The sequence below is a fragment of the Cronobacter sp. HA18006 genome (genome assembly GCF_011605445.1).
Classification (GTDB): Bacteria; Pseudomonadota; Gammaproteobacteria; order Enterobacterales; family Enterobacteriaceae; genus Cronobacter; species Cronobacter sakazakii.
The window spans coordinates 974,490-996,406 of record NZ_JAANQB010000011.1; the positions used below are offsets into that span (position 1 = coordinate 974,490).

At 57.7% G+C, this 21,917-nt stretch carries 18 protein-coding genes, 2 pseudogenes and 1 other annotated feature; of the genes and pseudogenes, 14 read left to right on the forward strand and 6 right to left on the reverse strand.

Annotation, left to right across the window (positions count from 1 at the left end; all coding sequences use genetic code 11):
- Positions 1-36 precede the first annotated feature (36 nt).
- Positions 37-2,634 carry a type I DNA topoisomerase gene (topA, locus tag G9X48_RS06350; protein ID WP_097641288.1) on the reverse strand — a complete coding sequence of 866 codons (2,598 nt, stop codon included), beginning with the start codon at positions 2,632-2,634 and terminating at the stop codon, positions 37-39.
- 400 nt (positions 2,635-3,034) lie between these two features.
- Here topA and G9X48_RS06355 point away from each other — a divergent pair, with 400 nt between their 5' ends.
- Positions 3,035-3,286, forward strand: coding sequence for a YciN family protein (locus tag G9X48_RS06355; protein WP_007868251.1), 252 nt, complete (start codon positions 3,035-3,037; stop codon positions 3,284-3,286).
- Positions 3,287-3,361: 75 nt separating this feature from the next.
- On the opposite strand, the gene sohB is transcribed toward G9X48_RS06355, so the two are convergent.
- Positions 3,362-4,411, reverse strand: coding sequence for a protease SohB (sohB, locus tag G9X48_RS06360; protein ID WP_085662394.1), 1,050 nt, complete (start codon positions 4,409-4,411; stop codon positions 3,362-3,364).
- 258 nt (positions 4,412-4,669) lie between these two features.
- Between sohB and G9X48_RS06365 the strand changes: the two genes are divergently transcribed.
- Together G9X48_RS06365 and cobO are read left to right on the forward strand one after the other, a co-directional pair.
- Positions 4,670-5,431 (forward strand): YciK family oxidoreductase, encoded by a 762-nt coding sequence (locus G9X48_RS06365; protein WP_097641287.1) that lies wholly within the window; start codon positions 4,670-4,672, stop codon positions 5,429-5,431.
- Positions 5,428-6,018 carry a cob(I)yrinic acid a,c-diamide adenosyltransferase gene (cobO, locus tag G9X48_RS06370; RefSeq protein WP_097565679.1) on the forward strand — a complete coding sequence of 197 codons (591 nt, stop codon included), beginning with the start codon at positions 5,428-5,430 and terminating at the stop codon, positions 6,016-6,018. Before G9X48_RS06365 ends, cobO begins: the two co-directional genes overlap by 4 nt.
- A 285-nt stretch (positions 6,019-6,303) precedes the next feature.
- On the opposite strand, the pseudogene rluB reads toward cobO, so the two are convergent.
- The 3 genes and pseudogenes from rluB to G9X48_RS06385 all read right to left on the reverse strand — a co-directional run.
- Positions 6,304-7,158: pseudogene (gene rluB / locus G9X48_RS06375) on the reverse strand (23S rRNA pseudouridine(2605) synthase RluB); the annotation flags it as partial.
- Positions 7,159-7,284: 126 nt separating this feature from the next.
- Positions 7,285-7,905: an L-threonylcarbamoyladenylate synthase gene (locus G9X48_RS06380; RefSeq protein ID WP_007775522.1), complete on the reverse strand. Its 621-nt coding sequence runs from the start codon at positions 7,903-7,905 to the stop codon at positions 7,285-7,287.
- Entirely contained in the window at positions 7,902-8,780 is an 879-nt protein-coding gene (locus G9X48_RS06385; RefSeq protein ID WP_097641285.1) for a PHP domain-containing protein, read from the reverse strand. Before G9X48_RS06385 ends, G9X48_RS06380 begins: the two co-directional genes overlap by 4 nt.
- Before the next feature lie 160 nt (positions 8,781-8,940).
- Positions 8,941-9,033: a sequence feature (Trp leader region), on the forward strand.
- Positions 9,034-9,057: 24 nt separating this feature from the next.
- On the opposite strand from G9X48_RS06385, the gene G9X48_RS06395 reads away from it, so the two are divergent.
- The 6 genes from G9X48_RS06395 to G9X48_RS06420 all read left to right on the forward strand — a co-directional run bounded on the left by G9X48_RS06395 (position 9,058) and on the right by G9X48_RS06420 (position 16,112).
- Entirely contained in the window at positions 9,058-10,620 is a 1,563-nt protein-coding gene (locus G9X48_RS06395; protein WP_166499917.1) for an anthranilate synthase component 1, read from the forward strand.
- Positions 10,620-12,215 (forward strand): bifunctional anthranilate synthase glutamate amidotransferase component TrpG/anthranilate phosphoribosyltransferase TrpD, encoded by a 1,596-nt coding sequence (trpD, locus tag G9X48_RS06400; protein WP_097641283.1) that lies wholly within the window; start codon positions 10,620-10,622, stop codon positions 12,213-12,215. The genes G9X48_RS06395 and trpD overlap by 1 nt, the downstream gene beginning before the upstream one ends.
- A 3-nt stretch (positions 12,216-12,218) precedes the next feature.
- A complete protein-coding gene (trpCF, locus tag G9X48_RS06405) occupies positions 12,219-13,577 on the forward strand; it encodes a bifunctional indole-3-glycerol-phosphate synthase TrpC/phosphoribosylanthranilate isomerase TrpF (RefSeq protein ID WP_097570716.1) in 1,359 nt (452 codons plus the stop codon).
- Between the two features lie 12 nt (positions 13,578-13,589).
- Positions 13,590-14,783 (forward strand): tryptophan synthase subunit beta, encoded by a 1,194-nt coding sequence (gene trpB / locus G9X48_RS06410; RefSeq protein WP_097641281.1) that lies wholly within the window; start codon positions 13,590-13,592, stop codon positions 14,781-14,783.
- On the forward strand, positions 14,783-15,592 hold the full coding sequence (gene trpA / locus G9X48_RS06415) for a tryptophan synthase subunit alpha (protein WP_004385016.1): 810 nt from the start codon (positions 14,783-14,785) through the stop codon (positions 15,590-15,592). The genes trpB and trpA overlap by 1 nt, the downstream gene beginning before the upstream one ends.
- 292 nt (positions 15,593-15,884) lie before the next feature.
- The gene (locus G9X48_RS06420) at positions 15,885-16,112 is read left to right on the forward strand and encodes a hypothetical protein (protein WP_007698390.1); all 228 of its coding nucleotides are present in this window, start codon (positions 15,885-15,887) and stop codon (positions 16,110-16,112) included.
- 130 nt (positions 16,113-16,242) lie between these two features.
- On the opposite strand, the gene ompW is transcribed toward G9X48_RS06420, so the two are convergent.
- The gene (gene ompW, locus G9X48_RS06425; RefSeq protein ID WP_032989400.1) at positions 16,243-16,875 is read right to left on the reverse strand and encodes an outer membrane protein OmpW; all 633 of its coding nucleotides are present in this window, start codon (positions 16,873-16,875) and stop codon (positions 16,243-16,245) included.
- Positions 16,876-17,157: 282 nt separating this feature from the next.
- Between ompW and G9X48_RS06430 the strand changes: the two are divergent.
- The 5 genes and pseudogenes from G9X48_RS06430 to yciA form a co-directional block, all read left to right on the forward strand.
- A pseudogene (locus tag G9X48_RS06430) lies at positions 17,158-17,484 on the forward strand (YkgJ family cysteine cluster protein); the annotation flags it as partial.
- Positions 17,485-17,589: 105 nt separating this feature from the next.
- A complete protein-coding gene (locus G9X48_RS06435) occupies positions 17,590-18,333 on the forward strand; it encodes a YciC family protein (protein ID WP_007868279.1) in 744 nt (247 codons plus the stop codon).
- Between the two features lie 51 nt (positions 18,334-18,384).
- Complete coding sequence (locus tag G9X48_RS06440) at positions 18,385-18,921, forward strand: septation protein A (protein WP_007775538.1); 537 nt, start codon at positions 18,385-18,387, stop codon at positions 18,919-18,921.
- Between the two features lie 229 nt (positions 18,922-19,150).
- Entirely contained in the window at positions 19,151-21,340 is a 2,190-nt protein-coding gene (locus tag G9X48_RS06445; protein ID WP_097641280.1) for a TonB-dependent siderophore receptor, read from the forward strand.
- Positions 21,341-21,501: 161 nt separating this feature from the next.
- Positions 21,502-21,903: an acyl-CoA thioester hydrolase YciA gene (gene yciA / locus G9X48_RS06450; RefSeq protein WP_007850564.1), complete on the forward strand. Its 402-nt coding sequence runs from the start codon at positions 21,502-21,504 to the stop codon at positions 21,901-21,903.
- Positions 21,904-21,917: the final 14 nt, after the last annotated feature.

Genomic DNA, 21,917 nt, shown 5'->3' on the forward strand with positions numbered 1-21,917 from the left:
AGCTTGCGCTGGCCTTCGTTTTTGCACGCGGCAGGCTTACTTTTTGCCTTCCGCCCACTTACCGTCAACGTAAAATGCAGACCAGCCAGTGGCTTTACCGTCTTTTTCCGATGCCACATACTGCTGTTTGGTTTTACGGCTGAAGCGAACCACGGCCGGATTGCCATCTGGATCCTTTGCAGGCGCATCCGCCAGATAACGCAGTTTTTCCGGCAGGCGGTCACGGAAGCGTTGCAGCTCTTCCACCAGCGGCGCGCGGGTTTCGCGCGATTTCGGGAACGTATTCGCGGCAAGGAACACGCCAGCGGCACCGTCACGCAGGACGAAGTAAGCGTCTGACTTCTCGCACGGCAGTTCAGGCAGCGGCACCGGATCTTCCTTCGGCGGCGCGACTTCACCGTTACGCAGGATCTTACGGGTGTTTTTACACTCGTCGTTGGTGCAGGCCATGTACTTGCCAAAACGCCCCATCTTCAGGTGCATTTCAGAACCGCACTTCTCGCACTCAACCACCGGACCGTCATAACCCTTAATGCGGAACTCGCCCTCTTCGACTTCATAGCCATCACAGGACGGGTTATTGCCGCACACGTGCAGTTTGCGCTTCGGATCGATAAGGTAACTGTCCATCGCCGTGCCGCACTTCTGGCAGCGACGTTTGGCGCGCAGCGCGTTGGTTTCCGCGTCATCGCCTTCCAGCACGTTCAGCACTTCGTTTTCCGGCACCAGGTTAATGGTGGTTTTGCAACGCTCTTTCGGCGACAGCGCGTAGCCGGAGCAGCCCAGGAATACGCCCGTGCTGGCAGTACGGATGCCCATCGGGCGACCACAGGTCGGGCAGTCAATGCTGGTAAGCACCATCTGGTTCGGGCGCATGCCGCCCTCTTCAGGATCTTTTTCCGCGGTGTCCAGCTGTCTTGAAAAATCGTCGAAGAAAGTGTCCAGCACCGCGCGCCATTCGGCTTCATGGTTGGCCACCTGATCAAGAGAGTCTTCCATCTGCGCGGTGAAATCGAAGTTCATCAGCTCAGGGAAGTTCTCTTCCAGGCGATCGGTGACGATTTCACCCATTTTTTCGGCATAGAAGCGACGGTTTTCAACGCGCACATAGCCGCGATCCTGAATGGTCGAGATGATAGACGCGTAGGTCGACGGGCGGCCGATACCGCGTTTTTCCAGCTCTTTCACCAGTGACGCCTCGCTAAAGCGCGCAGGCGGCTTGGTGAAGTGCTGTGCAGGGGTCAGCTCAACCAGGGAAAGCTTATCGCCCTGGTTAACCGCAGGCAGCGTGCGGTCTTCGTCGCCTTTGCGCAGCGCAGGCATCACTTTGGTCCAGCCGTCAAAGCGCAGAATGCGACCGCGCGCTTTCAGGCGGAAATCACCCGCAGCGACGGTCAGCGTCGTGGAGTCGTACTGCGCCGGCGTCATCTGACAGGCGACAAACTGACGCCAGATCAGCTGATACAGTTTCTGCGCGTCGTTTTCCATGTCCTTCAGTGATTCCGCCAGCACGCTGACATCTGAAGGACGAATTGCCTCATGCGCTTCCTGAGAGTTCTCTTTGCTGGCGTACTGGTTCGGGTTCTCCGGCAGATATTTCTTGCCGAACTCCTCGCCGATATAGTTACGCACCATGCTGACCGCGTCCTGACTCAGGTTGGTGGAGTCAGTACGCATATAAGTGATGTAACCCGCTTCGTAGAGACGCTGGGCCATCATCATGGTTTTCTTCACGCCAAAGCCCAGGCGCGTACTCGCCGCCTGCTGGAGCGTGGAGGTAATAAAAGGCGCGCCAGGTTTGCTGCTGGTCGGCTTATCTTCACGCTCGATAACCTGATAGCTTGCCGCTTTCAGTAGCGCGACCGCCGCTTCGGTATCCTGACGGTTTACCGGACGGAACGGTTTATCTTTATGATGCGTGACCTGAACGCTGAGCTGGTCGCTCTTCGGCGTTGAGAGCAGCGCGTCCACTTCCCAGAACTCTTCCGGCACAAACGCTTTGATTTCACGCTCGCGTTCGACCACCAGACGTACTGCGACGGACTGCACGCGACCGGCGGACAGCCCGCGGGCGATTTTTTTCCACAGCAGCGGGGAGACCATATACCCCACCACGCGGTCCATGAAACGGCGCGCCTGCTGGGCGTTAACGCGATCGATATTCAGCTCGCCCGGCTTTTCAAATGCCTGACGAATCGCATTTTTGGTAATTTCGTTAAACACGACGCGGCTATAGCGCGTGTCGTCACCACCGATCACTTCCCGCAGGTGCCAGGCAATGGCTTCCCCTTCGCGGTCAAGGTCGGTTGCGAGATAGATGTGGTCAGCTTTTTCAGCCAGCGATTTCAGTTCAGAAACCACTTTTTCTTTACCGGGCAGCACTTCATAGTGTGCTTCCCAGTTATGCCAGGGATCGACGCCCATGCGGTTGACTAACGCGCCGCGTTCATCTTTTTTGACTTTTTTAGCCGGTTTCGTCGGGGCGGATTCAGCGCTTTTTTTAGGGGCGGAGCCACTGGTCGGCAAATCCCGGATATGACCGACGCTGGATTTTACCACGTAGTCTTTACCGAGATATTTGTTGATCGTTTTGGCTTTTGCCGGGGACTCAACGATGACGAGAGCTTTACCCATATTCACCTTTACCTGATTTGATTCTTCCAGAATACGTCGCACGTTGATTCACCGTCACTGGCGACAAGCCTCGTATATTGTGGCCGCCCCAAAGGTTATCAACCCCTTAATCCATCACCAGGCGTGGTTCACGCTACTACGGTGGCTGAGTCGTCAGGTTTTATCGTGCAAATGCGCTACAGCACGACGGAAGTTCGGTCGAATGTCAAGCAATTCTGTTGCCAGATTTGCGAAAGCGTCACACTCTACCTGATAAAATTCGTTACGCAACTTTATTAGCATGCAAAAGTGATTAACGCCACCAGTGGACCTTTTTGAAAAGCCCTGTAAATCGCAGGGAAAATTTGCCCATCGCACCCGGTGAGACGTACACTATCCCCCTGTTTGTAAGGAGATGATTATGCAAGAGTTAACTCAGCCTATCGATCGCGCTACGCTGCTGGCGCAGGCCAATAAAATGATCCGCGAGCATGAAGACTATATTGCCGGCATGGTGGCCACCGACGTTGAGCAAAAAAATGGCGTACTCGTCTTTCGCGGCGAATATTTTATGGACGAACAGGGGCTGCCGACGGCAAAAACCACGGCGGTATTTAATATGTTTAAATACCTGGCCCATCAGCTTTCCGAAAAATATCATCTGCTGCCCTGAGCACTCCCACAGCGTGAACACACATTACTGGCTACCAGAAAAAAGCGAGGCCTGACGCCTCGCTTTTTATTTACCTTACAGCAGCGGTTTCTGCCCGCGCTGCCACCAGCGCAATAACAGGCGATCCAGGCTTTGCGCCGCGCTGCCGGTAAAGCGATCCATCAACCGTTTACGCTGCATATAGCGCAGACTGACGACCTCTCGCTCAGCCATGCGGGCAATAATGAGATCGTCGCTGGTGCTGATTTCATCCACCAGACCTTTCTCTTTGGCCTGTACGCCGTACCAGTGCTCGCCGGTTGCGACCGCGTCGATATCCAGCGAAGGACGCATACTGTGCACAAATTCTTTGAAGAGATGATGCGTTTCGTTGAGATCTTCGCGGAATTTCTCGCGCCCTTCTTCGGTATTCTCACCAAGCAGCGTCAGCGTGCGCTTGTACTGCCCCGCCGTGTGCAGCTCAATATCGATATCGTTGCGCTTGAGCAGACGGTTGAAGTTCGGGATCTGCGCGACTACGCCGATAGAACCGATAATAGCGAACGGGGCCGCCACGATGTTATTCGCCACACAGGCCATCATATACCCGCCGCTGGCGGCGACTTTATCCACGGCGATGGTCAGCGGGATCTGGCGCTCGCGCAGACGCTGCAGTTGCGACGCGGCAAGCCCGTAACCATGCACCACGCCGCCGGGGCTTTCCAGACGCACCAGGACTTCATCGGCGGGTTTTGCGACCGCCAGCACCGCCGTCACCTCTTCGCGTAGGGCGCTGACTTCATGGGCATCGATGCTGCCTTTGAAATCAAGCACGTAGAGGGTGGGCTTTCCGGCAGGTGCCGCGTCGCCACGTTTAGCGCGCACTTTAGCGGCTTTCGCCTCCTGCTTGTTTTTCTTTTTCTGATTCTTATGCCACTGCTTGTGCTGATGAGGATCGAGCAGCGCGGCGGCCACTTCTTCCTTCATCTCTTTATACTCTTCCCCGAGACGCGTGACGCGCAGCTCACCGCGCTGGGCTTTCTTGCGCTGCGTCAGGTTGGCGATAAGTGCGATGACAATCGCGATCGCCACAACTACCGTGACGATTTTGGCTAAAAACAGTCCATACTCTGCAAGTAAATTCACTTCTCCACCTTTTATTCAGGCATGACCCGGGCGTTAGTGTAACTGAGCCCCGGGCCCGCGTCTTGTAACAAAGCGAAACTGTGCGAGAGCTCTCGCTGAAGTTTTCTTTACCGATGAAACAGTTGCAAATGAGGTTGCGTCAGCGCAACCCTCCGGCCGCCTGATTGAAATACGCGAAGGATTAAGGCATAAAGCGTTTTTACCCGATGCGAAGCGCAGCCTGGCGGCACACCGTTTCGCCCCTGCAAGGAGTGACCCGTGCACTATCAACCCCAACGCGATTTGCTGCAAAACCGAATTATTCTTGTCACTGGCGCCAGCGACGGCATTGGCCGCGAAGCGGCGCTGACCTATGCACGCTACGGCGCGCAGGTGCTCTTGCTTGGCCGCAGCGAAGAAAAACTGCGCGGTGTCGCACATGAAATCGAACAGGAAGAGCTTGCGCAGGCGCACTGGTTTACCCTGGATTACGCCACCGCAACGCCCGAAGCGTGTCAGCAGTTAGCCCAGGCTATTGCCCAGCGCGTCCCTCGCCTCGATGGCGTACTGCATAATGCGGGCGTACTCGGCGACATCGTTCCAATGGACCAGCAAAACCCGGCGGTCTGGAGCGAAGTGATGCAGGTGAATGTCAATGTCACCTTCTTTTTAACCCAGGCGTTATTGCCGCTGCTGCTGAAATCTGAAGCCGGATCGCTGGTGTTTACCACCTCAAGCGTCGGCCGTCAGGGCCGGGCCAACTGGGGCGCTTACGCCGTCTCGAAATTCGCGACCGAAGGCATGATGCAGGTGCTCGCCGAAGAGTATCAAAGCCGCCACCTGCGCGTGAACTGCATCAATCCTGGCGGCACCCGCACCAAAATGCGCGCCAGCGCGTTCCCGACCGAAGATCCCGATAAGCTAAAAACGCCTGCGGATCTCATGCCGCTTTACCTGTGGCTGATGGGCGACGACAGCCGCCGTAAAACCGGTGTTAGTTTTGACGCCCAGCCAGGCCGCAAACCAGGAATAGCCGAATGAGCGATGAACGTTATCAGCAGCGCCAGCAGCGTGTGAAAGAAAAAGTGGAGGCGCGCGTCGCGGCAGCACAGGACGAGCGCGGCATCGTGATCGTTTTTACCGGCAATGGTAAAGGCAAGACCACAGCCGCCTTCGGCACCGTCACGCGCGCGGTGGGCCACGGTAAAAAAGCGGCGGTGATACAGTTTATCAAAGGCGAGTGGCCGAACGGCGAGCGCAACCTGCTGGAGCCGCATGGCGTTGAGTTTCAGGTAATGTCGACAGGTTTTACCTGGGATACGCAGAACCGTGAAAGCGATACCGCGGCCTGCCAGACCGTGTGGCAGCATGGTAAACGCATGCTGGCGGACGCCTCGCTTGATCTCGTGGTGCTCGATGAGCTGACTTATATGGTGGCTTACGATTATCTGGCCCTGGAGGAGGTACTGGCGGCACTGCGTGCGCGCCCGGCGCACCAGACGGTGATTATTACCGGTCGGGGCTGCCACCGCGATATTCTGGAGTATGCCGATACGGTGAGCGAACTGCGCCCGGTCAAGCATGCTTTCGACGCAGGTATCAAAGCGCAGATCGGTATCGATTATTAACGCGCGCGCTGATTCGCAGCCATAAAAAAACGCCCTCATCAGAGGGCGTTTTTCTTAGTTTCCGCGACCGCCGCCGGAGCGACGGTTACCGCCGTTGTTCGCACGACCACCGCTGCTGGCTGGACGGCCATTGCCGGTGGCGCGAGCGCCGCCTGAGCGTGCATTGCCGCCCGGACGCGCATTACCGCTGGCACGCGAGGTGCTGTTGCCTGAGCGGGTGTTTTCCGCCGCACGCGCGCTGCCTGCAGGGCGCGCAGCACCCGTCTGGCCCTGACGCGCCGGCGCGCCCTGACGTGAAGCGCCCGCCGTCTGGCTATGGCGTTTTACCGCACGACGAATCTGATTCGCCTTCATGCGGCGACGATCTTTTTCCACCGCCACTTTGCTTGAGGTTTCAGGCTCAAGACCCACCAGCTCGCGCAGGTAGTTGGTCTGCGCCAGGTCAAGCTCGGTCCAGCCGCCGCGCGGCAGGCCTTTCGGCAGCGGAATATCGCCATAACGCACGCGAATGAGGCGGCTTACCTGAACGCCAACCGCTTCCCAGAGACGGCGAACTTCACGATTGCGCCCTTCCGTCAGCGTTACGTTGTACCACTGGTTGATGCCTTCACCGCCGCTAAAACGAATGGTTTTAAACGCCGCCGGGCCGTCTTCAAGCTGAACGCCGCGCGCCAGCTCACGTACTTTCGCGTCATCCACCTGGCCGAAAACGCGCACAGCATATTCGCGTTCAACTTCCTGGCTCGGGTGCATCAGGCGGTTCGCCAGCTCACCGTCTGTCGTGAACAGCAGCAGGCCGCAGGTATTGACGTCAAGACGCCCTACCGCAATCCAGCGCGCGCCGCGCAGCTTCGGCAGGCGATCAAAGACGGTCGGACGGCCTTCCGGATCGCTGCGTGTACACAGCTCGCCTTCCGGTTTGTAATAGGCCAGCACGCGGCAGATCTGCTCTACGGACTCTTTTACCGAGATGAGATGGCCGTCGATACGGATTTTCAGCGCAGGCGTGACTTCAACGCGGTCGCCTAAGGTGGCGATTTTGCCATCGACACTGACGCGACCGGCTTCGATCATGGCTTCGATTTCACGGCGGGAGCCATGACCGGCTCGCGCCAGCACTTTTTGTAACTTTTCGCTCATGGAGCTTCCTTCAGGTGTCGCCTTCCCAGGCGTCGAACAGGATAACCGGGCGGGGGTGCCGCCGTCTGGCCACACCCCGGTTTCAGCCGCCCGATTTCAGGCCGCGTAGTATAGCGGTAAGCCCCCTTACAGGAAAGGCTTAACGTCGCCCACGCCCTCACGCAGCACGACGGGCGCATCGTCGGTTAAATCGATCACTGTAGTAGGCTGCTGGCCGAGATAACCGCCGTGAATAATCAAATCCACCTGCTTTTCCAGACGGTCTTTGATTTCATCCGGATCGGATTCGGTAAACTCGCTGCCCGGCAGCATCAGCGACGTCGAGAGCATCGGCTCATCAAGCGCCTCAAGCAGCGCGAGCGCAATCGGGTTAGACGGCACGCGCAGCCCGATGGTTTTACGCTTCTCCTGCAACAGACGGCGCGGCACCTCTTTCGTCCCTTTAAGAATAAAGGTGTAGTTGCCTGGCGTGTTGTTTTTGATAAGACGGAACGCGACGTTATCGACATAGGAATAGGTCGACAGCTCCGAGAGATCGCGGCACATCAGCGTAAAGTTATGGCCGTCCGGCAGGTCGCGGATGCGGCAGATGCGCTCCATCGCGCCTTTGTCTTCAAGCTTACAGCCGAGCGCGTAGCCGGAGTCGGTCGGATAAACGATAACGCCGCCTTTACGCACGATCTCTACCGCCTGTTTGATAAGACGCGGCTGCGGGTTGTCCGGATGGATATAGAAAAATTGACTCATACTGCCCTCTCTTTATTCAGTTCCGGCGGCCAGCGATGCCAGACGGGTGTCAGCCCAGCAGGCAACCGCAGCCTGCGCCCCAGTTCAATCCACGGGCATGGCTGATGAAAATCGGAGCCCTGCGACGCCAGCAGTCCAAACTGTCCGGCGTAGCTTGCCAGCTGGTTACGCTCATTGGGCGCCTGCTGGCACTGGGCCACTTCCATCGCGTCACCGCCCGCTGCAGCGAACTGGTTTAACAGGCGCTTAAGCCATTTGGCGCTGAGCTGATAGCGCCCGGGATGGGCTATCACCGCCTGGCCGCCAGAATGATGAATCACATCAATAGCTTGTTCTATTGTACACCACTGGGGAGGAACATAGCCGGTTTTCCCGCGCGCCAGGTAGTGTTTAAAAACGTTTGCCATATTGGTGGCGCGTCCGTCTTCGATAAGAAAACGCGCGAAGTGCCCGCGCGTGACGACGCCGCCGTCCGCGAGACGCTTCGCCGCTTCCAGCGCCCCCGGAATGCGCGCCTTCTCCAGACGCTCGGCGATCATTTCAGCGCGCCGCGTGCGGCGCTGCGCCTGTCCGTCAAGAAACGCGACCATTTCAGGGTGCGTGATATCAATCCCCAGTCCGACGATATGAATTTCGTGGTTTTCCCAGAGCGTGGAAATTTCGACGCCGTCAATCAGCCGCAGCGCAAGGCCTGCGCGGGCAATTTCTTCATGGGCGGCTGGCAGGCCTGCCGTGGTGTCGTGGTCGGTTATCGCGAGCGTATGAATACCCATCTCAACGGCGCGGTGTACCAGTTGCTCTGGCGTCAGCAGACCGTCGGAGGCCGTCGTATGGCTGTGTAGATCGTAAATAATGGCTAATTCAGGTTCGCTCAAAACGGCTCCCGTGGCTAAGGTCTTTTATATCGTCCTGCTCATCATAACGGTTTGTGGAAATTATCAGAAATCAGAGTTGACATTCTCGTCATGAACCAGTTTACTAGTACGCAAGTTCACACGAAGAAGGTATCTGAAAATGACTCACATTTTTTCTCTGCATGGCTGGTGGCGTACCTCCTGATCCCGGGCGGTGTCTTCACGTATGCGCAAGCATTCAGATACCAGGCCCGCTCACCGCGGGCTTTTTTTTGAACACAAAACAGAGATACAGACCATGCAAACAGACAAACCGGCACTCGAACTGCTTACCTGCGACGGCCTTTATCGCGAAAACCCGACCGCGGTATTTCATCAGCTCTGCGGTGACCGCCCGGCGACGTTACTGCTGGAATCCGCGGATATCGACAGTAAAGACGATCTGAAAAGCCTGCTTCTTGTCGACAGCGCGCTGCGCATAACCGCCAATGGTGACACTGTCACGATTGAAGCGCTGAGCGCTAACGGCGCGTCGCTGCTCTCACTACTGGATAACGCCCTGCCGGAAACCGTTACCGTTGAAGCCCGGCCGCAGGGGCGCACGCTGCGCTTTCCGCCGGTAAGTACGCTGCTGGATGAAGATGAGCGTCTGCGTTCGCTGTCGGTATTCGACGCTTTTCGTCTGTTGCAGGAGCTGGTGACGTTGCCTCAGGATGAGCGCGAAGCGATGTTCTTCGGCGGGCTGTTTGCCTATGACCTGGTCGCCGGATTTGAAGAACTGCCGCCGCTTGCGCAAACCAACAGCTGCCCGGATTACTGCTTTTATCTCGCCGAAACGCTGCTGATTATCGATCACCAGACGCGCACCACCCGCATTCAGGCGAGCCTGTTTACGCCGGATGATGGTGAAAAAGCCCGCCTGAACCAGCGTCTCGCGCAGATCCAGCTGCAACTCCAGGAGCCGCCCGCGCCGCTGACAGTTGAAACCGTGCCGCAGATGCAGTGCGAATGCAGCCAGAGCGATGAAGAGTACGGCGCGGTGGTGCGTGAAATGCAAAAAGCGATTCGCACCGGTGAGATTTTCCAGGTGGTGCCATCACGCCGCTTCAGCCTGCCCTGCCCGTCGCCGCTCGCGGCCTACGATACGCTGAAAAAGAGCAACCCGAGCCCGTATATGTTTTTCATGCAGGACAGCGATTTCGCGCTCTTCGGCGCATCGCCGGAAAGCTCGCTGAAATATGACGCGCCGTCCCGCCAGATTGAAATCTACCCGATAGCCGGCACCCGCCCGCGCGGCCGCCGTGCTGACGGCTCGCTGGATCGCGATCTCGATAGCCGCATTGAGCTTGAAATGCGCACCGACCATAAAGAACTCTCCGAGCATCTGATGCTGGTGGATCTGGCGCGTAACGATCTGGCGCGCATCTGTACGCCGGGCAGTCGCTATGTGGCGGATTTAACCAAAGTGGACCGCTACTCGTTCGTTATGCATCTGGTCTCACGTGTGGTCGGCGAACTGCGCCGCGATCTCGACGTGCTGCACGCCTATCGCGCCTGCATGAACATGGGCACGCTGAGCGGCGCGCCGAAAGTGCGCGCGATGCAGCTTATCGCCGGGGCGGAAGGCGAGCGTCGCGGCAGCTACGGCGGCGCGGTCGGCTATTTCACCGGTCATGGCGATCTCGACACCTGTATTGTTATCCGCTCGGCCTGGGTGGAGAACGGCATCGCCACGGTACAGGCGGGCGCGGGCGTCGTGCTTGATTCCGTCCCGCAATCCGAAGCTGACGAAACCCGTAATAAAGCCCGCGCGGTACTGCGCGCCATCGCCGCTGCCCATCACGCACAGGAGACTTTCTGATGGCCGACATTCTGCTGCTCGATAATATCGATTCCTTTACTTACAACCTGGCGGATCAGCTGCGCGCGAACGGACATAACGTAGTTATCTACCGTAACCATATTCCGGCCCAGACGCTGATTGAGCGCCTCGCCACCATGAACAACCCGGTGCTGATGCTTTCGCCAGGCCCCGGCGCGCCATCAGACGCGGGCTGTATGCCGGAGCTGTTAACCCGCCTGCGCGGCAAGCTGCCGATTATCGGCATCTGTCTTGGCCATCAGGCAATCGTCGAAGCCTACGGCGGCTATGTCGGCCAGGCGGGCGAAATTTTGCATGGCAAAGCGTCCAGCATTGAACATGACGGCCAGGCGATGTTCAGCGGCCTGATGAACCCGCTGCCGGTGGCGCGCTACCACTCGCTGGTGGGCAGCGACATCCCGGCCGGGCTGACGGTTAACGCGCACTTCAACGGTATGGTGATGGCCGTGCGTCACGACGCCGATCGCGTCTGCGGCTTCCAGTTTCACCCGGAGTCTATCCTGACGACGCAGGGTGCCCGCCTGCTGGAACAGACGCTCGCCTGGGCGCTGACCCGCGCTGAGCAGCAAAACAGCGTCCAGCCGATTCTGGAAAAACTCTACCAGGCCGAGGTGCTGAGCCGCGAAGAGAGCCATCAGCTTTTCAGCGCGGTGGTGCGCGGCGAGCTGAAACCCGAACAACTGGCCGCTGCGCTGGTGAGCATGAAAGTGCGTGGCGAACACCCGGTTGAGATTGCCGGGGCCGCCAGCGCCCTGCTGGAAAACGCCGCGCCGTTCCCGCGCCCGGATTACGCTTTCGCGGATATCGTCGGCACCGGCGGCGACGGCAGTAACAGCATTAATATCTCTACCGCCAGCGCCTTTGTGGCCGCCGCGGTGGGGCTGAAAGTCGCTAAACACGGCAACCGCAGCGTCTCCAGCCGATCGGGGTCGTCGGATCTGCTGGCCGCGTTCGGGATTAACCTTGAGATGAACGCCGACGCATCGCGCAAGGCGCTGGATGAACTGGGCGTTTGCTTTCTGTTCGCGCCGAAATACCACACCGGGTTTCGTCACGCGATGCCGGTGCGCCAGCAGCTGAAAACCCGCACGCTGTTTAACGTGCTGGGGCCGCTGATTAATCCGGCGCATCCGCCGCTGGCGTTAATTGGCGTCTACAGCCCGGAACTGGTGCTGCCGATCGCCGAAACCCTGCGGGTGTTGGGGTATCAGCGTGCGGCCGTGGTGCACAGCGGCGGTATGGATGAGGTGTCGCTGCACGCGCCGACGCAGGTCGCCGAACTGCGCGACGGCGAGATTCACAGCTATCAGCTTACGGCTGGGGATTTCGGCCTTGAGCCTTATGAACAGTCAGATCTGGCAGGCGGCACGCCGGAAGAAAACCGTGACATTCTGAGCCGCCTGTTACAAGGTAAAGGTGAGCGTGCTCACGAAGCCGCCGTGGCCGCCAATGTCGCCATGCTGATGCGTCTGCACGGCGAAGAGGATTTACAGGCCAACGCACGTAAAGTGCTGGCGGTGTTGCGCAGCGGCGCCGCTTATGACCGTGTTACCGCACTGGCAGCAAGAGGATAAGAGATGGAAACCGTTTTAGCGAAAATCGTCGCGGATAAAGCGCTGTGGGTGGAAGCCCGCAAGGCACAGCAGCCGCTGGCGAGCTTTCAGAATGATGTCGTGCCGAGCACGCGCCGCTTTTATGACGCGCTGCAGGGCGCCCGCACCGTTTTTATCCTGGAGTGCAAAAAGGCGTCGCCGTCCAAAGGCGTGATCCGCAGCGATTTTGACCCGGCGCGTATCGCAGGCGTGTACAAACATCACGCCTCGGCAATCTCGGTGCTGACCGATGAGAAATATTTCCAGGGCAGCTTTGATTTCCTGCCCATCGTCAGCGCGGTTGCCCACCAGCCGGTGCTGTGCAAAGACTTTATTATCGACCCGTATCAGATTTACCTGGCGCGCTTTTATCAGGCCGATGCCTGCCTGTTAATGCTCTCGGTGCTGGACGATGAACAGTACCGCCAGCTCGCGGCAGTGGCGCACAGCCTCGGTATGGGCGTGCTGACCGAAGTCAGCAATGAAGAAGAGCTTGAGCGCGCGCTGCGCCTCGAAGCCAAAGTGGTCGGCATTAATAACCGCGACCTGCGCGATCTCTCTATCGATTTGAACCGCACCCGCGAACTGGCCCCGCGTTTAGGCCACGGCGTAACGGTGATTAGCGAATCCGGCATTCATACTTACGGTCAGGTGCGTGAACTGAGCCGTTTCGCGAACGGTTTCCTGATTGGCTCCGCGCTGATGGAACATGAGGATCTGGAATCGGCGGTGCGCCAGGTATTGCTTGGCGAAAACAAAGTCTGCGGCCTGACTCGCCCGCAAGACGCCCAAAGCGCCTGGCAGGCGGGCGCGCTCTACGGCGGCCTCATTTTTGTCGGCTCATCGCCGCGTGCCGTCACCGATGAACAGGCCCGTGCGGTGATCGACGCCGCGCCGCTGCGCTATGTCGGTGTTTTCCGTAACGCGCCGGTGGAGGACGTGGTTGCGAAAGCCAACGCATTTTCGCTTGCCGCTGTACAGCTGCACGGCGACGAAGACCAGACTTACATCAGCGCCCTGCGCGCCAGCCTGCCGGAAACGACCGCTATCTGGAAAGCGCAGAGCGTCAGCCACGCCCTGCCGCCGCGTAACCTCCAGTATGTTGACCGTTACGTGCTGGATAATGGCCAGGGCGGTACCGGACAGCGTTTCGACTGGTCACTGCTTGAAGGGCAGACGCTGGATAACGTGATGCTGGCGGGCGGCCTCGGCGCGGATAACTGCGTGCAGGCCGCACAGCTCGGCTGCGCGGGACTCGATTTTAACTCCGGGGTGGAGAGCGCGCCGGGTATTAAAGACAGCGACAAGCTGGCAGCGGTATTCAGAACCCTGCGGGCTTACTAAAGGAAGGCAACAATGAGCACACTGTTAAACCCCTATTTTGGCGAATTTGGCGGCATGTACGTGCCGCAGATCCTGATGCCCGCCCTGCGTCAGCTGGAAGAGGCGTTCGTCAGCGCCCAGAGCGACGCGGAATTTCAGGCGCAGTTTACCGACCTGCTTAAAAACTACGCCGGGCGTCCGACGGCGCTGACCAAATGTCAGAACCTCACCGAAGGCACCCGCACCACGCTGTATCTCAAGCGTGAAGATCTGCTGCACGGCGGTGCGCATAAAACTAACCAGGTGTTAGGACAGGCACTGCTCGCCAAACGCATGGGCAAAACGGAAATTATCGCCGAAACCGGCGCGGGGCAGCATGGCGTGGCTTCCGCGCTGGCGAGTGCCCTGCTCGGCCTCAAGTGTCGCATCTATATGGGTGCCAAAGATGTCGAGCGTCAGTCGCCAAACGTCTTTCGCATGAAGCTGATGGGCGCGGAAGTCATTCCGGTCAACAGCGGCTCCGCGACGCTGAAAGACGCCTGTAACGAGGCGCTGCGCGACTGGTCCGGCAGCTATGACCGCGCGCACTATATGCTCGGCACCGCCGCAGGCCCGCACCCGTTCCCGACTATCGTGCGTGAATTCCAGCGCATGATTGGCGAAGAGACACGCGCGCAGATCATGGAAAAAGAAGGCCGTCTGCCGGATGCCGTGATCGCCTGTGTTGGCGGCGGCTCCAACGCCATCGGCATGTTTGCAGATTTCATTAACGAAACGAGTGTCGGCCTGATTGGCGTCGAGCCTGCCGGCCACGGTATCGAAACCGGCGAACACGGCGCGCCGCTCAAGCACGGACGCGTCGGCATCTATTTCGGCATGAAAGCGCCGATGATGCAGACCGACGACGGCCAGATTGAAGAGTCTTACTCGATTTCCGCCGGTCTCGATTTCCCGTCCGTTGGGCCGCAGCATGCGTACCTGAACAGCACCGGGCGCGCGGAGTATGTCTCAATTACCGATGACGAAGCGCTGGAAGCCTTTAAAACGCTCTGCCGTCAGGAAGGGATCATCCCGGCGCTGGAGTCGTCGCACGCCCTCGCCCATGCGCTGAAAATGATGCGCGCCGCCCCGGAGAAAGAGCAGTTGCTGGTCGTCAACCTGTCCGGGCGCGGCGATAAAGATATCTTCACCGTTCACGATATTTTCAAAGCACGAGGGGAAATGTAATGGAGCGTTATCAGCAGCTGTTTGACCGCCTGGCAGCCCGTAAGGAAGGCGCGTTTGTTCCCTTTGTGACGCTCGGCGACCCGTCGCCCGAGCAGTCGTTACAGATTATCGACGCGCTGGTGGAAGGCGGCGCTGACGCGCTGGAGCTCGGCATTCCGTTCTCCGATCCGCTGGCGGATGGCCCGACGATCCAGAGCGCGACGCTGCGTGCGTTTGCTTCTGGCACCACGCCGGATCAGTGCTTTGAAATGCTGGCCGCGGTGCGTCAGAAATACCCGGACTTACCCATCGGACTGTTAATGTATGCCAACCTGGTGTTCAGCCGCGGCGTGGACGAGTTCTACGCCCGCTGCGCCGCGGTGGGCGTCGATTCCGTACTGGTGGCCGATGTGCCGGTGGAAGAATCCGCGCCTTTCCGCCAGGCGGCGATGCGCCACAATGTTGCGCCAATTTTCATCTGCCCGCCAAATGCCGATGACGATCTGCTGCGCCAGATTGCCTCTTATGGCCGCGGTTACACCTATTTGCTGTCACGTGCCGGGGTGACGGGCGCGGAAAACCGCGCCGCGCTGCCGCTAAACCACCTGATTAATAAGCTCACCGAATACCACGCCGCGCCGCCGTTGCAGGGCTTCGGGATTTCGGAGCCTGCGCAGGTGAAAGCCGCTATTGAGGCCGGTGCCGCAGGCGCGATTTCCGGCTCGGCGATCGTCAAGATCATCGAGAACAACCTTAACGATCGCGCGGCGATGCTGGAGTCGCTGAAAACGTTCGTGCGCCAGTTAAAAGCGGCCAGTTTGCCTGCCTGAGCATTTCCTTTTTAAAAAAAGCGCGAGCCGTCGCGCTTTTTATTTCCCCTGAATATCAGGGACATCCGGCTTTACATTCATAATTTCCCCTGCGAGTCCAGCGATACGATCGTGTTTTGAGCAAAATCTTAAGGCACACGTCGCATTTCTGACCAAAACTTATTCTCATGACAACGAAGCCCGGCCGCACTTGCAGGCCCGCCACAAAGGATTCCGCAGGTTTCGATGACATCAAGCGTTGGAGCCACATCTCGCGGCAGTGATGCCGCCCCGGCAGGAGAGCCGGTGAAAGGTGTGGCAACTGACTTCAGACCATAAACCGCGTGAAAACGTAACGCGCAATCGCAGCCAGAACGGTCTGGCTGGATTACGGGAAAGGGTGGAGGTGAAGATGATTAACCAGCATATGATGAATAAAGCTCGCCGTGCAGCACGTGAAGCACTGACCAAACGAAACGCCCGCAAATGGGATGAAGCCAACCGCATTATGCGCCAGGCGGCCGCCAGCGCATTTAACTGAGATGTGGAGTCTCAGGATGTACATTGCAGCACCTTACAGGACGCCGGCTTTACGCCTGACCCGGCGGCAATAAAAAAACCAACCCGTTGAGGTTGGTTTTTTTATTGCTGAGAAACGCGAGTACGCAAACTCAGAAGCGGTAGCCCGCCGAGAACATAAAGACCCACGGATCGATGCGGGTATCGATATTCTGCTGTTGACCACCCGCCTTGAATTTCACGGTGGTGTCGATATCCATGTACCAGACGGACATATTAATCAGCCAGTCTTTATTCACCATATAATCCAGGCCCACCTGACCCGCCGCGCCCCAGGAATCGTCAACGCTCAGATCGCTCAGGCCACTCTTTTTACCGGTATCGTTGAAGTCTTCGTCAAAGAAGGTGGTGTAGTTAATGCCCGCGCCGATATACGGGCGCAGTTTGCTTTGAGAATCGCCGAAATACCACTGAGCCATTAAGGTCGGCGGCAGTTGATGCACGGTTGCGAGATCGCCCGTCGGCCCAAGACCGACTTTATGGCGGAACGGCGTCGCGGCCAGCAGTTCAACGCCGATGTTGTCGGTTGCCATATAAGTAAAGGTCAGGCCGAGCTGCGTGTTGTTGTTAACCTTAAAGCCGCCCATGTGCAGCACATCGTCTGAGCCTTCTGTCGGACGCACCGTCGCCGTACCGGCGCGCATAAAGAATTCGCCCGCTTCATGTGCAGAGGCCATACCCGAAAAACAACTCGCTAATGCCAGCGCCACGATAAGTTTTTTCATTCCCGTTTCCCTTTTGTGGTTTTATTTGCCGGGTGAATATACTCACTACGAGTTAATAAGTGATCCAACAGAGATCACATTCGGGCCGCTAATTTAACATTCATTGATCTGAGTTAATTTTTGCAACCCTTACGGCTTCGATGAATTTGATTTCAGGTCAATTTTTCCCTTTTCACCGAGCGAAAATATATCTCTCGCCCCCTCTTGAAAGTCGTCCCGGCCGGGAATAATTTAGCTTCTTCACAATTTTGAAACGATGCGTTGTTTAGTTGCAGGTGAATGATGAGCGATCTGAACCCGTGCATGACGTGCGGAGCCTGTTGTGCTTATTTTCGTGTCTCTTTCTACTGGGCCGAAGCGGATGACGCGGGCGGTCTTGTCCCGGCGGCGCTTACCGAGCCGCTCACCCCTTTTCTGCGCTGCATGAGCGGCACTAACCAAAAACAGAGCCGCTGCGTGGCGTTGCAGGGCACGCCTGGCGAGGCGGTGCGCTGTACTATCTATGAAAACCGACCGTCGCCGTGTCGCGAGTTTGCGATGTCCGGCGAAGGCGGCGTGGAGAACGAGGCGTGCAATCGCGCCCGCGCCCGTTACGGTCTGCCGCCGCTTCCTGACAATTCCTTACCTGCTGCCGCCCTTTACAGCCCTGCCACTGCGCCATCATCCAGGGTACAATCGTCGGCGGAATAATATCTGCCAACCCAAGGAGTGTGCATGTCAATCACGGCAAAATCCGTTTACCGTGACACGGGTAATTTTTTCCGCAATCAGCTCGTCACCATCCTGCTGATTGCGCTGCTTTGCGCCTTTATTTCTATGATCCTCGGTCACGCCTTTACGCCGAACGCGGATCAGCTGGCGATTCTGAGCGAGGGCGACGCCATGACCAACAGCGCCAGCCTGTTCGAACTGGTGCAAAATATGACGCCGGAGCAGCAGCAGGTTCTGCTGAAAGCCTCGGCGGCGTCGACATTTTCTGGCATGTTCGGCAATACACTGCTGGTGGGCGGCGTGCTGGTGCTCATTCAGGCGGTTTCCGCCGGGCAAAACGTCAGCGCGCTGCGCGCCATCGGGGCCTCCGCGCCGCTGCTGCCACGCCTGTTTATCCTGATCTTCCTGACCACTTTTCTGGTGCAGATGGGGATCCTGCTGGTGGTCGTGCCGGGCGTGATCCTCGCGATTGTATTGTCGCTGGCACCGGTAATGATGGCGCAGGATAAAGCCGGGATTTTCGGGGCGATGCGAAACAGCATGCGTCTGGCGTGGCGCAATATGCGTCTCGTCGCGCCAGCGGTGCTGCTGTGGCTGCTGGCCCGCGCCGCCCTGCTGCTGTTCGCGCCCGCGTTTGCCGCGCTGACGCCGCAAATCGGCGCGGTGGTTGCCGGAACGCTGAGCAATCTGCTGACCGCGCTGCTCCTCATTTATCTTTTCCGGTTGTATATGCTTATCCGGGAATAACCCTTCTGCCCGCGGCGGTGGTCGCTCGCGGGCCTTTTACGGAACCGATGTATGAAGCAGTTACTCGATTTTTTGCCGCTGATCGTCTTTTTTGTCGTCTATAAATTGCATGACATATTCTGGGCGACGGCGGCGCTGATCGTCGCCACCGCGCTGGCAGTGATCTATAGCTGGTACAAATACCGCAAGGTCGAAAAAATGACCCTGGTGACGTTTGTGCTGGTCGCGGTGTTCGGCGGGCTGACTATCTATTTCCACAACGCGGAATTTATTAAGTGGAAAGTAACCATCATTTACGCCCTGTTCGCAGGCGCGCTGCTGATTGGCCAGTGGGTGATGAAAAAGCCGCTGATCCAGAGCATGCTCGGCAAAGAAATTACCCTGCCCGCGCATGCGTGGTCGCGTCTTAACATCGCCTGGGCGCTCTTTTTCATCTTCTGCGGTCTGCTGAATATTTACGTCGCGTTCTGGCTCCCGGAAGCAGTGTGGATGAATTTTAAAGTGTTTGGCATTCCTGGCCTGACGCTGGTTTTCACTCTGCTGAGCGGTGTTTATATCTACCGTCATATGCCGCAGGAAGAGAAATAACACCCTTCCGCTCCACTGAAAAAACGCCCTGTGGCTTATGCCCGGGGCGTTTTTTTACGCCAGCGTTCCTTAATTCCTCATATTTTTTAAGTCATTAAAATCACCTGCACAACGATAAACCAATTGTGGAGAAATCATGGAGAATCCCGATTTCATGTTGTAATGATAATTATTATCATTATCATGCGGGCGAATGATTACATTTCTACACATAATGGAATAATTGATAATGTTTGAAAAAAAGCGTGGCATTCGCACACCGCTGGCGCTGGCGGTAGCTTCACTGCTTGGTGGCGGCACAGGTTTTTCACAGGCGGCGGAGATGAACGACGGCGATGTAATGGTGGTTCAGGCAACCGCTGAGCAGGCGCTGAAACAGCAGCCCGGCGTCTCCATTATTACCGCAGAGGATATTGAGAAAGACCCGCCCGTGAACGACCTTTCAGACATTATTCGCAAAATGCCCGGCGTCAACCTGACCGGTAACAGCGCGAGCGGCAGCCGCGGCAACAACCGCCAGATCGACATTCGCGGCATGGGCCCGGAAAACACTTTAATTCTGGTTGATGGCGTCCCGGTCAGTTCGCGTAATGCCGTGCGCTATAGCTGGCGCGGCGAGCGCGACACGCGCGGCGATACCAACTGGGTGCCGGCGGAAATGGTCGAGCGCATTGAAGTGCTGCGCGGCCCGGCGGCGGCGCGTTACGGCAGCGGGGCCGCGGGCGGCGTAGTGAATATCATTACCAAACGCCCGACCAATGACTGGCACGGCTCGTTGTCGCTTTTCACTAACCAACCGGAAAACGATAAAGAAGGCGCGACGCGTCGCGCAAACGTTAGCCTTAGCGGCCCGCTGGCGGGCGATGCCCTGACGATGCGCCTCTACGGCAATATCAATAAAACAGACGCCGACGATTACGATATCAATACCGCGCAGAACGGCTCTTACGCCGCCGGGCGCGAAGGCGTGCGCAACAAAGACATTAACAGCGTTATTTCCTGGAAAATCACGCCGGAACAGATGCTGGATTTCGAATATGGCTACAGCCGCCAGGGCAATATCTACGCGGGCGATACGCAAAACAGCAACAGCAACGCCAGCCCGAACGGCCTTGTTCCGTCGCTTTATGGTCATGAGACGAACCGGATGTATCGCCAGAGTTACGGCATTACCCATAACGGCCTCTGGGACTGGGGCCAGTCGAAAACCGGTTTTTATTACGAAAAAACCAATAATACCCGTCTTCAGGAAGGCACCACGGGCCGCGTTGAAGGCATGATAACGGACGATAAATACACCACCAGCCGTCTCGAAAACTATCGCGCCAGCAGCGAAATCAACGTGCCGCTGCAGTTAATGGTGGATCAGACCGTCACGCTCGGGGCCGAGTGGGATCGCGAGGAGCTTAACGATCCGGCTTCCATGCAGGCCACCAATGCCAGCGGCACGACCATTGGCGACATCTCGGGCGATGCCGCTTCGCGCAGCAGCAAAAACAGCGCCACGACGGGCGCGGTCTGGTTCGAAGATAATATCGACGTGCTGCCCGGCACGGCGGTAATTCCGGGGCTGCGTTACGATCATCACAGCCAGTTTGGCGGTAACTGGAGCCCGAGCCTGAACGTGTCACAGGAACTTGGCGATAACGTTAAGCTGAAGGCGGGCATCGCGCGCGCCTTTAAAGCGCCAAATCTGTATCAGTCGAGCAAAGGTTATCTTCTCTCCACGCGCGGCAACGGCTGCCCGATTGGCGTGAGCGGCAGTTGCTATCTGCTCGGCAATGAAAATCTGAAACCAGAAATCAGCATCAATAAAGAGATTGGGCTGGAATACACCAAAGAGGGTTTTGACGCTGGCCTGACCTGGTTTCGCAACGATTACCGCAACAAAATCGTCTCCGGCGATCGCGTGGTGGGCTTCGCCTCCAACGGCAACAATATTTTGCGCTGGGAGAACGGCGGCAAAGCCGTGGTCGAAGGGCTGGAAGGCAACCTGACGATTCCGGTCATGAAAGACGTGCTGAGCTGGCGCACCAATGCGACGTATATGATTAAGTCGGAAATGAAAAAGAACGGCAACCCGCTGTCGGTTATCCCGAAATATACCGTTAATACGATGCTCGACTGGCAGGTGAATGACAAACTTTCCACCAACCTGAACTGGACTTTCTATGGCCGGCAGAAACCGCGTCAGGCGGCGGAAATTCGTCTTGAAGACGGTGGGAACCTTTCGCGTAAAGAAGTCGGCGCGTATTCCATCGTCGGCGTGGGCGTAAACTATGCGCTGACTAAAGATTTGCGCCTGAACGGCGGCGTCAGCAATCTGTTCGACAAAACGCTGTATCGAGAAAACGAAGGCGCTTCCACGTATAACGAACCGGGCCGTGCGTACTACGCGGGTGTGACGATGTCGTTCTGATGCCTCACGGGGGAGGCGCGCCTCCCCTTTTACCACAGCAAGATAACCCCGCTTTTCCCGTTTTTTCCTGCCTTTAGCGCCCAGAACCGATGTTATTATACGGTCGCGCCACGCCCTTCAGGCTGCGCACGATGAACGAATAACACTAGCTGAGAAGCCCCATGACGACAGAGCAAGCCACTCCACAAGGTGAACTGGTTTTACGTACCCTGGCGATGCCCGCCGATACCAACGCCAACGGCGATATTTTTGGCGGCTGGCTGATGTCCCAGATGGACATTGGCGGCGCGATCCTTGCCAAAGAAATTGCCCACGGGCGCGTGGTAACCGTGCGTGTCGACGGCATGACGTTTCTGCGCCCGGTCGCGGTAGGCGATGTGGTGTGCTGTTACGCCCGCTGCGTCAAGCGCGGCAACACGTCGGTGACGATCAATATCGAAGTGTGGGTCAAAAAGGTCTCTTCCGAGCCGATTGGCCAGCGCTATCGCGCGACCGAAGCGCTGTTTATTTATGTCGCGGTCGATGACGACGGCAAACCACGTCCGTTGCCGCCCGTGGCGTAATGGCAAAAAAAAGC